A 12618-nucleotide genomic window follows, 5' to 3' on the forward strand; every position below is an offset into this window, starting at 1 on the left:
TGCATGCACCTACATAGAAAAATAGTCATATTAATTGCCATCCTGTTGCTCGCCTTTCTTGCAAAGGGCCAGCAGCAGGATGGTTCTGTATTGGAACGCCGGGTTACGCTGCGAATCCAGGACCAGCCGCTTGAAAGTATTCTGGCCCAGATAAGCTGGCAGGCAGGTGTCTATTTTTCGTATGATGCTTCTGTTGTGGACTCTGAAAAAAAATGCTCGGTGGAAGCTGAAAACAAGTCGCTTTTTACCGTGCTGAATCAGTTGTTTGAACCCGCAAAATACAGCCTGATTGAGCGCGAGAACCAGGTAATTATTTCGCTGAAACCCGATAAGCCCCAAACGGATGAAGCCATAGCCGACAGTATTCCGGTGAAGTACTTTTTCCTAAGCGGGAAGCTGCTGGAAGATCGCAAGGGGAAACCGGTTCCTTATGCATCCGTATCTGTCTTTAACCAACCCATCGGTACAATTTCCAACTCGGATGGTGAGTTTTTGCTGAAACTTCATCCCGATAATATCAACGACACGGTGGTGATCTCGAGTATGGGCTATGCTCAAATTCGGCTTCCGGCCAGCAAATTGCTTGATGAGGATCTTTTTATTCTTCAACCCATTTCCATCCGTATCAAAGAAGTAACGGTTACGGCCATTTCTGCTCAGAAATTACTGGAGAATATTCGCCATAACCTGGAGCGGAATTACACCGCTCATCCGCGTTTGATGACCGCTTTTTACCGCGAAACGGTAAAGCAGGACGGGGCTTATATCAATGTTTCAGAAGCTGTTCTCGAAATCCTGAAATCTCCGTATGTAAATACGTTCAGAAGCGATTTGGTGCGCTTGATAAAAGGGCGTAAAAGCCCCGATGTTCAGCCTTTTCGCTGGTTGAACTTTAAATTGCAGGGAGGGCCGTTTACCATTGTTCAGCTGGATGTGGTAAAAACCATGGAGAGCTTTATCAGCAAAGCCTTTGAAAACAGTTACAAATACGAGGTTTCAAGGGTGGTTCTTTACCACGAGGAGCCGGTTTATGTTTTGACCTTTACGCCGGCTTCCGACGATGTTTTTCCGGGCTACATTGGGGAAATGTATGTTCACCGCGAAAGTTTTGCGATTGTGCATGCCAGTTTCCGGTTTAATAAAAGCAGCTTGAACGAGGCCGTTTCGTTTATGATTCGCAAAAAGCCACCCAAGGTAAAGGCACGTCCCACTTATGTGCAGTACAGTGTAAATTACCAGCAATACCAGGGGAAGTGGCATTTGTCGAGCGCGCAGGCTTCGGTAAAATTTAAGATAAGAAGCAAACGCGATCGGCTAAACAGCGAATTTCACAGTGTGTCTGATTTGCTGATCACCAATATTCAACCCACAGAGCTAAAGCGTTTCTCGGGCGACGAACGTTTTTCCCGCGACGATGTATTTGTGGAAAAACTCGGGCAGTTTGACGAAAAATACTGGGAGAACTACAACATCATTAAGCCCGACGAAGACCTTCGCAACGCATTCAAGGAAAAGTAGGCTTTTCTGAGCTATCGTTGTGGTTGGAAATTTAGTATCCGGCTGGAGTAAACTGCCCCCATTCAAAATTGCTTCCATTAAAAAGAGTTGTTACATTTAACAACTGATTTCTGAATCAACTAAAACTAATAGTACATGAATAGAAAACTTCGTATGGGAATGGTCGGTGGAGGGACCGACGCATTTATTGGTGCAGTTCACCGTCTGGCTGCTTTTATGGACAATCAAATTGAATTGGTTTGCGGCTGTTTCAGCATAAATCCGGAGGTTTCAAAATCTTCAGGGAAACTCTATTTTTTGCCGGAAGAACGCATTTACACGACTTACCAGGAAATGTTTGAAAAGGAGTCGAAGCTGCCCGAAGGTGAAAGAATGGATTTTGTTACGATTGTAACCCCGAACTTTGTTCACTTCGATCCTGCGGTAATGGCGCTGGATCACGGATTTCATGTGGTACTTGATAAACCGATGACTTTCACACTCGAAGAAGCCTACAAGCTCAAAGAAAAACTGGATGAAACAGGTTTGACTTTTGCGTTAACGCATACCTATTCGGGTTACCCGGCGGTTAAACATGCCCGGAAAATGATTGCTGACGGTCAGCTCGGAAAAATCAGAAAGATTTTTGTTGAATACCCGCAAGGCTGGCTTTCGTCGAAACTCGAAGATACCGGCAATGCACAGGCATCGTGGCGAACCGACCCGAAACGCTCGGGGAAAGCCGGATGTATGGGCGATATCGGAACACATGTCCATCATTTGGCAGAGTATATGACTGGTTTAAAAGTCACCGAATTGTGTGCCGAGTTGAATGTTTTTGTTCCCAACCGTTTACTGGACGACGACGGTGCCGCTTTCCTGCGTTTCGACAACGGAGCGAAAGGCGTGCTGATGGCGACTCAAATTGCGGCAGGCGAGGAAAATGCAATTCGTATCCGGGTTTATGGCGACAAAGGTGGCATTGACTGGGAGCAGATGGAACCCAATACTTTGCGCGTGAAATGGCTCGGGCAACCCATGCAGGTTTTGCGTGTGGGAACCAGCCTCGACAGTGCGGTTGCCGCTCACAACACCCGCGTTCCGGGAGGACACCCCGAAGGCTATCTGGAAGCTTTTGCCAATATCTACCGGAATTTTGCCTTAACGGTTCGTGCACGGGCAAACGGCGAAGAACCTACGCCTGAAATGCTCGATTTTCCGGGAGTTGATGATGGGATTCGTGGAATGCAGTTTATCGAGACAGTGGTAAGCGCGGGCTACAACGATGAAGTGAAGTGGGTAAAGTTCGGCGAGACAATTTAAATACCAACCTGATAAACAAGATATCATGTCGAGACCTGTAACAATATTTACCGGACAATGGGCGGATTTGCCTGTTGAAACCATGTGCCAAAAAGCAAAGCAGTTTGGCTACGACGGGCTTGAATTGTGTACCTGGGGAGACCACATGGAAATCCCAAAAGCAGATCAGGCGTATTGCGATCAACGGCTTGATCTGCTGGCAAAGTACGACCTGAAATTGTTTGCTATTTCCTGTCATCTGGATGGTCAGTGTGTTTGCGATCCCATCGATCAGCGGCATAAAAGCATTGCCAGCGCTCATGTTTGGGGCGATGGCGATCCGGAAGGTGTGCGGCAGCGCGCAGCCGAAGAAATGGTGAAAACAGCTGAAGTGGCAAAAAAACTGGGAATTGACAGAGTGGTTGGATTTACCGGAAGCCCGATATGGCATTTGCTGTATTCGTTTCCTCCGGTTTCGCCTGAAATGATTAAAGAAGGTTATGCTGATTTTGCCCGCCGGTGGAAACCGATTCTGGATGAATATCAAAGTCTGGGAGTGAAATTTTGCCTCGAAGCACATCCTACTGAAATTGCTTTTGATATTCACACGGCACATTTGGCATTGAAAGCACTGAATCATCATTCTGCTTTTGGTTTTAACTTCGATCCAAGCCATTTCGGCTACCAGCATGTGGATTATGTGCGGTTTATTTATGAATTCGCCGATCGTATTTTCCATGTGCACATGAAAGACGCTTACTGGAGTGATACGCCAATGAGTGTGGGCGTTTTTGGCGGACACATGGAGTTTGGAGATAACCGGAGGTACTGGAATTTCCGCAGTTTGGGAAGAGGGAAGGTTAATTTTGAAAACATTATAAGGGCTTTGAATGACATTGGTTACAACGGACCGCTTTCGGTTGAATGGGAAGACAGCGGAATGAACCGCGAGCATGGCGCAACAGAAGCCTGCGCTTTTGTGAAAAAGGTTGATTTTGCTCCGTCGGATGTAGCCTTTGACGATGCGATGCAGAAGTAAGATTTTATAACCTGATACGGTCCGGAAAGGATCGCCAACTGAATTTAATTGTATGATGACAGATCGAAGAGCTTTTATCAAAACTACAACAATGGCAACCGCCGGTGTAACCATGGCGGCTGGTATGCCGCTGGCTATGAATTCCTGTGCGGGAGCCAACGATAAAATCGTTTGCGGCGCTATTGGCGTCAATTCCATGGGGTTTGCCGATTTAAAGGCATTCCTGGAGAAGAAAAATACCGAGTGCGCAGCCTTGTGCGATGTGGACGAGCATGTGCTCAACAAACGAATCGACGAGGTTGAGAAGATCCAGGGAAAACGTCCGAAGGGATTCAAAGATTTCAGGAAATTGCTGGAGGAACCCGGAATTGACGTGATCATTATCGGTACGCCCGATCACTGGCACTGCCTGCCTTTTGTGTATGCCGCACAGCTGGGGAAGCACATTTATTGCGAAAAGCCGCTGGCCAACTACATCGAGGAAATCAATGTGATGGAACGTGCGCAAAAGCGTTACGGCAACATTGTTCAGGTAGGGCAATGGCAGCGGAGTGACAAACACTGGCTGGATGCTGTTGATTTTGTTCATTCCGGGAAACTGGGCCAGATACGAGCCGTTAGAACCTGGTCGTACCAGGGGTGGATGAAATCGATCCCCGTTAAACCTGACGGGCTGGTTCCCCAAGGCGTTGATTACGACATGTGGCTGGGGCCGGCCAAAGCCAGGCCTTTTAATCAGAACCGCTTTCATTTTAATTTTCGCTGGTTCTGGGATTATGCCGGAGGTTTGATGACGGACTGGGGCGTACACATTATAGACTATGGACTGTTTGGAATGAAAGCCAAGGCTCCCAAATCGGTGATGGCAATGGGCGGCAAATACGGTTATCCGGATGACGCTGCTGAAACACCCGACACCATGCAGGCTTTGTATGAATTTGATGGCTATACCATGTTATGGGATCATGCCACCGGAATCGATGGCGGATACTACGGGAGAAGCCACGGCGTTGGTTTTGTTGGAAACAATGGGACACTGGTGGTGGATCGCTCCGGATGGGAAGTAATTCCGGAGGGAGGAAAGAATCCAAAAATGGACCCGGTTGAATTGATCAAAGGCGATGGCCAGGGCTTGAGTAACCACATGCAAAACTTTGTGGATTGCATTCGGAGTAACGATCCGGAAACGCATTGCAACATTGGTATTGCGGCCAATACGGCCAGAGTTGCCCACTTGGGGAACATGGCGCTTAAAATGGGGCAACGTCTATACTGGGATGCCGACAACAGTCGTTTTATCGATAACGATGCGGCCAACGAATTGCTGGTTCCGCAGTACAGGGCACCCTGGGAACTTCCGAAAGTTTAAGAAAGTACAAGCATATTTTCAGAGGCAGGCTATTTGGGCTTGCCTTTTTTTATTTGTATGGATAATGTATTTGGTATTTAGATTAATAGGGTTACTATAAGTGTAGTATATTTTGATTTTTGCGACATTTTTACACGTGGGTTAAAAATCACCAAGAAAGAAGAGAACAGGGAATACAAAAGCAGAATAGTTTTTCTGCAAATTTTTCGATCATATTCTTGTATTAATAGTAAAATAAGCCATTGCAAGATACTATGAATATAGTATCAGTGTTTTCATTGCAAGGCTGCTAGGACTGAAAAATACCTTTAGGCAACCACATAAAGTGGCAATTGAAATTCGAAGCGGGTTCCCTGGTTAATTTTGCTGTAAACCTGAATGGATGACTTATGCAAATCAAGGATTTTTTTAACGATGGCCAATCCCAGTCCGGTGCTGTTTGCCCCCTTTGTTTTGCTCCCTTTGTAGTAGCGGGTGAAAATATAGGGTAGTTCATCTTCCGCGATACCTTTTCCGGTATCGGCAATTTTTACGAGCACTGAATCTTTTTGTAACTCCAGCTCAATGGTAACCACGTCACCCGGGTTGCAATATTTAATGGCATTGTCGAGAATGTTCTGAAAAACCCGGTCGGTCATCTGAATGTCGGCATACACCAAAGGCAGGCTTTTGGAATAGATGGTATTGATGCTGATGTTTTTCTCCCGGGCAATAATCTGAAATTTGTCGGCCACATCCTGCACCAGTTCGGCCACCTGTATCGGTTCGGGTTGAATCATTTGCGGATTCGATTCCAGTTTTGACAACTCAAACAGGTCGTTTACCAGCTTGCTCAGGTTTTCCGAATTCTGGAGAATGATTTCGAGGTACTTCTTTCGTTCATTCTCGGTAAGCTTGTCTTCCTTCAGTAAAATAGTTTCAGTAAAACCCTGTATCGATGCAATGGGGCTTCGCAGATCGTGCGAAATGTTGGCAATCAGTTCTTTCCGGAGTTCCTCCACACTTTTCAACTGAATAATATTTTGTTGAATGGTTTCGGCCATGCTGTTAAAAGTATGCGCAACGTTGCCCAATTCACCTCCTGTTTGCAGGTTGATGCGGACTGAGTGATTTCCTTCCTTAAAACTTCGGAAGGCTGAAATGATTTTGTTGAGATTGCGGGTAATGATCCAAATGGCCAGTAAGCCGAGCATGGATGTTAGAAGTACGGATATTAAAATGCTGCGGGCGCCGATTTTCAGGATAAAACTGTTTTCGAGGGCCGCCATGGTTGAGGTGTATTGATTGCTGGCCAAAATAATGTACATGTAGCCTTTTAGCTGGCCATCTTCGATGATCTCAGCAGCCGAGAATATTTTGGGTGAACCCGGGTTTCGCGGATCATCGCCTTTGATAATGCGGTCGTCGCTGCGGCCCAGAAACTTCTTAACGGGCTCCAGCGAAACATACTCGGTTTTAACATCCTGGCCGGGGACAACAAAGGTTAGTATTCTGCCGCCCGGATCAAGCAAATACACTTCAATGCTCGGATGAACCGCCATCATGGAATGCATCAGCACTTTTATGGCTTCTTCCTTTACTTTTCCATCCACAAAAATCGGGGAAACTTCCTTGATTGCTCCGGCGGCAATTTCTCCGTTGATTTTTTGTTGCGCTTCCTGGTTGTATTCCGAAGAGAAGATCACGGAAATGTAAATGAAAATGATGGTCAGCAAAATGGTGAAAACCAAAAATATACCGGATATTTTCCAGTACAGGCTGTTAAATATTTTACTTTTTGTGCTCATGATCTTTTATAATTCGTCGTTGAATTTATAGCCCACTCCCCAACTGGTTAGTATGTATTTCGGGTGGTTAATGTCGGGTTCAATTTTCGACCGCAGGCGGTTGATGTGAGAGTTTACCGTATGTTCGTAGCCGTTGAAATTATAGCCCCAAACAATGTTCAGCAGATCGGTCCGGCTGTAAACTCTGCCGGGTTTTTGTGCCAGAAGCACCAGCAAGTCAAATTCTTTGGGCGTGAGTTCCAGCCGGTCTCCTTTTAGCAGTACCTTTCGTTTAATCAGGTCAATATCCAGCTCGTCAAGGCTTATCTTTTCTGACTGATCTTTGTCTCCATCGTTGCTGAGGGCGTTGAGTCTGCGAAGTATCGCTTTCACACGGGCAATAAACTCGCGCACGCTAAAGGGTTTGGTCAGGTAGTCGTCGGCACCGGTTTCCAGTCCCAATACTTTGTCAATTTCCTCCGATTTGGCGGTGAGCATCAGAATGTGCGTACGAATTTTGTCGGCCCTGAGCTGGCGGCAAACTTCCAGTCCGTCCATTCCGGGCAGCATCAAATCCAGTATAATCAGACTGTAATTGCCGGTACTGGCTTTTTCGTAGCCTTCGCGCCCGTCGGTTGAAATGTCTATTTCGCAATTCAAATCCTTTAAATGAATGCTGACCAGTTCGCCGATGTGCGGATCGTCTTCAATTAACAAAACCTTGTCCATGGTACTTTTTGTTTGTTGCTACAACAGTAACAAGAAAGTATCACAAAAAGGTCACGAAGCTATTGATTTTGTGTAAAATGCCGGTTTTGATTGGTGTTTGAAGGGAGCGAATGTTGCGAGGAATTATACTTCTTTCAGCTTGTTGCGAAACGTGCCCGGAGTTACTCCTTTGTACTCTTTAAAGGCGCGGGTAAATGAGTTGGTCGATCCGAAACCCGATTTTTCAGCAATGTAATCGAGGGTGTAAAAAGCGTGCTCTTTGCTGCGCAACAAAGTCTCGGCTTCCTCTACCCGGTACTTGTTTACAAACTCGTTGAAATTAACCCCAAATTCTTCGTTTATCAGCCGCGAAATATAGGTACGGTTGGTTTGCAGGGTTTCTGAAATAGTGGTGATGCGAAGGTCTGAAAGGCGGTAAATCTTCTCGTTTTCAAACAAAGTAAGTAACTTGCCCTTGAGCAGCTCCTGGTGCGAATCTCCTAATGCCTCGTGTTCGCTGTGAGTATGATTCACTGCTTCAGCAAGCTCGTCTGAGATAAGGATTTGCTGGTTTGCGTAAAATCCGATGAGAAAATAAACGGCACTGAAAACGAGTGATGGAAACAGCAGGGAAATTTCGTTTTTGGCAAAATAACTGCGTCCTACAACGGCGAAGAAAATTCCAAGGGTGGCAACAATAAGCATAACAATGCTGATGTGACGGAGCCATTGCACGCTTCTTCCTTCGGTGTTCGAGTAAAATTCGGTTAAGCGCTTGTTGTGTTTGTTGGTAACACGAATCCCGACAAGAAGGTAAATCACGATCTGTCCGATGAAGATTATTCTTACAATCAAAAGAATAAGGCCTTTAAATCCGGGGAGTGTCGCCAGGTTCAAGTCTTTGAGGTTCCTTTCTATCAGTACGTCTTTTACATAGTCAACTCGCTGATCGGGACTGAGATAGAAAGTGAATAGCAACGATGCCAGGCTAAAAAGTATGGCCGGTATAAAATGGATGAAGTAATGTGCGCATTTTATTTTGTTGGAAGTAAGAAGCAGAATATAAGCAAAGAAAAGAGGGCAGATGGATAGAATTGCAAGGAAATAAACGCTCTCTAAAAAGGAATAAATATGGTACGACTGAAAGAAGAAAAAAGTATGCGTAACATACAGAATGGAAGCAGCGAGCATAAATAAGCCCAACGATTTATTGGCCAGGATCCGCGGTTTTTTCTGGAACAAAAATACCAGTGCCCACATTAAGGTTACATACATGGGGAGCAGTAAAAATGCCGACTTGATCATAATAAATGTTATAGCTCTGAAAGTTATTCCTTATCCAACGTGGCTCATGTTCAAGTTAGTATATTTAGCAGAATGTTTGTGTATGCTGCTACCTGTTATTTGGAATTGAAAGTGTAGAAATGTCGTTTCCGGCCTTGTCGGCTGCTTTCTTGAACTGGGCTGCCGTTATTGCCCGCACAGAAACCCCAATGGACGCATTTTTCCGGTGAGCTCCAAACTTTGTTACTACAACAAAGGTGTTTTTCTCATCCTTTTCTTCGCTGAACGAAACGTGAAAATTCTCGCTTTTTACTTTGGCGAGATCCGAAAAACGAACGACAAAATATCCCTCTTCTCCCTGGTAGTAGTAGGTTTTTTTACGGGGGTTGTAAGCGGCTTTTGTTTGCGTGCGGTTTCTGGGGTTGTCTTTTAAAAATTTCCCATCCTGTTTCGGAAAGGTAAGCGACAGGCGGTAGCTGCCTGCATCGAGGTGATGAAAAATGACTTTGCCATTTTCTCCGGCAGATTGATAGGCAATAAGTTCGGAGCCTTTTTCAAGATAAACTCCGGCTTTGGGAGCCGGTTTTCCCGGGATCAGAAAGTTGAACAGTACTAAAAGAATAGCTAAAATTTTCATGGCTGTTTTTGTATCGAAAGATCATCTGTTTTCCGGATGATCAGATAAATGTTTTAAAATGCGTCGTCTAAAGTTCGTAAAGTAAATACTTCGTTTAATTTTTCTTCGGAAATCCCGGTTTTCAGGTTCACGCTGATTTTTTCGTTGGGTAGCAGGTCAAAATAGTTATCGGAGAAGAACCCTTCTTCTTCGCCGATTTGCAGGTAAACATTTTTTGCCAGTTTATCGGTGGTCAAAGTAATGTCAAATCCATTTTCCGATTTCTGAATGGTGTACTCCACCGTTGGTTTTTTGATCTTCAGATTTTTAAAAGGTTCGAAATAGTATTTGTTGTGCGAAAGAACTTTTCCGTTTTCAAGCACCTCGGCAACAAAAACCATTTCATTTAACATTTTGCGGTATTTGAAGCGGAATTCGTTTCGGTTCACATCAAAATAATCGTCGCTCGAATTGGCCGGGAGGTCAAGCAGCGACGCTTCTTCCCAAATCACTTTGCCGTTAAAATCGACCAGGCGCATGCGAAGTTCTGCTCTAACCGGCTCCAGGCGGTCGTTCACAATACCTACTTTGAACTTGATGTCTTCTTCGTACGGGCTGACCAATACCTGGCTAAATCCTTTTTTTACTGAATACTGAAGTGCCTTCCATTTCTGGTAATAGTCGGTGGAGCTCCACGAAGCAACCGGCCAGCAGTCGTTAATTTGCCAGTACAAACTTCCCATGCAATAGGGCATGGCACGGCGGTGGCCTTCCAGTCCGAATTTGATTCCGTCGGCCTGCAGAACATGGTTTACGTACAGAAACGATTCAAAGTCTTTTGGCTGTCTGTATTCTTTCAGCATGTAATATTCAATGGTTCCGTTGCCGATGGACGAACGTTGGTGCGATTTCATCACTTCGGAATAAATGTCGTAATCTTCCGGCACAGCATATTTTCGCACGGTGGAGATTTCAGGAAAGCTTTGGAATCCGTATTCGCTCATAAAACGGGCCAGATGCGTGGCGTAGGTGCTAAAAGGTTCTTTTCCCCACCAAACACCCCAGTAATGTTCATCGCCGTTTACCAGGTCGGCTTGTATTCCCAGGCCCGACGACGGGCTGGAGCCCCAGTAGCTCCTTTGCGGGTCGTGTTCTGTAACCACGTCAGGCAAGGTTTTGTGAAAAATGTCGACATAAGCCTGCCATACTTTTTCCGGTACATCGGCGCCTTGTTTTTCGGCCTGTGCTTTCCAGCCCCAGGTGTTCCAGGCAGTCAGAATCTCGTTGTTCCCGCACCACAATGCAATGGACGGGTGATTGCGAAGTCGTTTCACATTGTCGATGGCTTCGTGTTTTATGTTTTCAAGAAAGTCGTCATCGTTGGGAAACATGGCGCAGGCAAACATAAAATCCTGCCATACAAGGATTCCGTTTTCGTCACACAGATCGTAAAAAATATCTTCTTCGTAAATGCCACCTCCCCAAACGCGTAACATGTTGTTGTTTGAGTTTTTGGCGGTTTCAACCACTGTTTTGTAGTTTTCGTTGCTTACACGCGGCAGAAAAACGTCGTTGGGAATGTAGTTGGCACCCTTCATAAACACCGGATGCCCGTTTAGCTTAAAGTAAAACGAAGTGCCTTCCTCGTCTTTTTCGCGAACCAGTTCGAGGGTGCGGATGCCAATGCGCGTGTTTTTATTTTCTTTTCTTCCGCCAACTTCCAGGTTTCCGGAGAGACTGTATAAATGTGCTTCACCCAGGCCGTTGGTCCACCACAATTGCGGGTTGGCAATTTCAAAATCAAGCTGGTATTTCGCCTTGCCTTCGATGAGGGTAACTGTTTGTGTGGCCAGGGTCGTGCCTTCGTTGGCAATGGCCAGTGTTGCTTTTCTTTTTTTGTTGGAAGCAATTTCAAAAACAGCAGTGAAGGTTGCTTTCTCGTCCGAAACCTCGTTCTGAACTATCTGCAAATCCTTGATGGTGGCTTTGTCCCAGGCTTTTAGGTAAACCGGCCGCCAAATGCCGCTCGTAACCAGTCGTGGTCCCCAGTCCCATCCAAAGTGGTAGCCTGCTTTGCGGGTGTAAATACTTACTTTCTTCGCGTCTTCAACTTGTCCGCGTTCCGCCTGGTCGTTTTCTGCGCCAGGGTACACAAAACCGTTGGCATTGTATTTTTTCAGCCCTTCGATAATGGGCGAACGAAACAAAATGCGAAGCTCGTTTTCGCCTTCGGTAAGTTGTTCTTTAACATTTACCTGCCATTCGCGAAACATGTTGTCGGCCGAAAGCACTTTCTCTCCGTTTACAAAAACATCGGCATACGTGTCGAGGCCTTTAAAATGGAGGGCAATATTGTCGCGGTCGAGGTAATTGTCGTCAACGGTAAAAGTTGTTTTGTACTCCCAGTCAACTTTATCGATCCATTGCTGATCCAGTTCGTTGAGGCGGTAAAAAGGATCTTCAATTTTCCCGGCGGCCATCAGGTCGGTATGTACTGTTCCGGGTACCTGAGCAGGCATCCATTCGTTTTTATCGGCTTGCTTAAATGTCCAGTCGGTATTTATTTCTTTGATAACCATCAGGTTCGAATCTTGTGGGACTTGTTTGCAGCTACTTGCCAGTAGCAAGACAATGGCAGCCAATACAGTTACTTTTAAAGTGGAACGCATGGATAATTTTAGTTTTAAGCGTGGTTAAAGTTGATAATTTCGCCTCGAATTACCTAAAGTTCTGTTTAAAAAGCGGGCAAATAAAAATGCCATCTCACAAGGGGTAGATGGCATTTTTATTTGTTGTACAAAGCATTAACTGTCTTTTTCGGTGGTCGATAATTTAAACGGCAGGTAAAGCGGGCAAAATTTAAAAAGCCCGGTTGCCAGCGGAATAATTCCGATTAAGCCCCACCAGCTGTCAAAAATTACACCTGCAATAGCCAGGATCAATCCGGCGATTACCCTGATCAGTCGATCTGTCGTGCCAACATTACTCTTCATATCTTCTTTGTTTTAGTTATATGTTTTGAAACAATCGATAAGTC

Annotated in this window: 10 protein-coding genes; 4 read left to right on the plus strand and 6 right to left on the minus strand. The window is 45.4% G+C overall.

All coding sequences use genetic code 11. The features are described 5' to 3' along the window. Positions 1-3: 3 nt before the first annotated feature. The 4 genes from D1614_RS09590 (at position 4) to D1614_RS09605 (ending at position 5207) form a co-directional block, all read left to right on the plus strand. Entirely contained in the window at positions 4-1518 is a 1515-nt protein-coding gene (locus D1614_RS09590) for an STN and carboxypeptidase regulatory-like domain-containing protein (RefSeq protein ID WP_119437692.1), read from the plus strand. A 135-nt stretch (positions 1519-1653) separates the two neighbouring features. Beyond that, positions 1654-2820, plus strand: a complete 1167-nt coding sequence (locus D1614_RS09595; RefSeq protein ID WP_175579274.1) for a Gfo/Idh/MocA family protein — start codon at positions 1654-1656, stop codon at positions 2818-2820. Between the two features lie 25 nt (positions 2821-2845). Then, positions 2846-3838: a sugar phosphate isomerase/epimerase family protein gene (locus tag D1614_RS09600; RefSeq protein WP_119437693.1), complete on the plus strand. Its 993-nt coding sequence runs from the start codon at positions 2846-2848 to the stop codon at positions 3836-3838. A 52-nt stretch (positions 3839-3890) separates the two neighbouring features. Continuing rightward, the gene (locus D1614_RS09605) at positions 3891-5207 is read left to right on the plus strand and encodes a Gfo/Idh/MocA family protein (protein WP_241558097.1); all 1317 of its coding nucleotides are present in this window, start codon (positions 3891-3893) and stop codon (positions 5205-5207) included. A 308-nt stretch (positions 5208-5515) separates the two neighbouring features. Here the strand turns inward: D1614_RS09605 and D1614_RS09610 are convergent, their stop codons facing one another. From D1614_RS09610 to D1614_RS09635, 6 genes are all read right to left on the minus strand, one after another. Further along, positions 5516-6994: a sensor histidine kinase gene (locus D1614_RS09610; RefSeq protein ID WP_119437694.1), complete on the minus strand. Its 1479-nt coding sequence runs from the start codon at positions 6992-6994 to the stop codon at positions 5516-5518. Positions 6995-7000: 6 nt separating this feature from the next. After that, on the minus strand, positions 7001-7702 hold the full coding sequence (locus D1614_RS09615; protein WP_119437695.1) for a response regulator transcription factor: 702 nt from the start codon (positions 7700-7702) through the stop codon (positions 7001-7003). A gap of 123 nt (positions 7703-7825) precedes the next feature. Continuing rightward, positions 7826-8986 (minus strand): helix-turn-helix domain-containing protein, encoded by a 1161-nt coding sequence (locus D1614_RS09620; RefSeq protein ID WP_119437696.1) that lies wholly within the window; start codon positions 8984-8986, stop codon positions 7826-7828. 88 nt (positions 8987-9074) lie between these two features. After that, on the minus strand, positions 9075-9602 hold the full coding sequence (locus D1614_RS09625) for a hypothetical protein (RefSeq protein WP_119437697.1): 528 nt from the start codon (positions 9600-9602) through the stop codon (positions 9075-9077). A gap of 53 nt (positions 9603-9655) precedes the next feature. Then, the gene (locus tag D1614_RS09630; RefSeq protein WP_119437698.1) at positions 9656-12250 is read right to left on the minus strand and encodes a beta-mannosidase; all 2595 of its coding nucleotides are present in this window, start codon (positions 12248-12250) and stop codon (positions 9656-9658) included. Between the two features lie 135 nt (positions 12251-12385). Further along, on the minus strand, positions 12386-12574 hold the full coding sequence (locus D1614_RS09635; protein ID WP_119437699.1) for a YgaP family membrane protein: 189 nt from the start codon (positions 12572-12574) through the stop codon (positions 12386-12388). Between the last annotated feature and the right edge of the window lie 44 nt (positions 12575-12618).

This window comes from Maribellus luteus, assembly GCF_003576475.1.
Lineage (GTDB): Bacteria > Bacteroidota > Bacteroidia > Bacteroidales > Prolixibacteraceae > Draconibacterium > Draconibacterium luteum.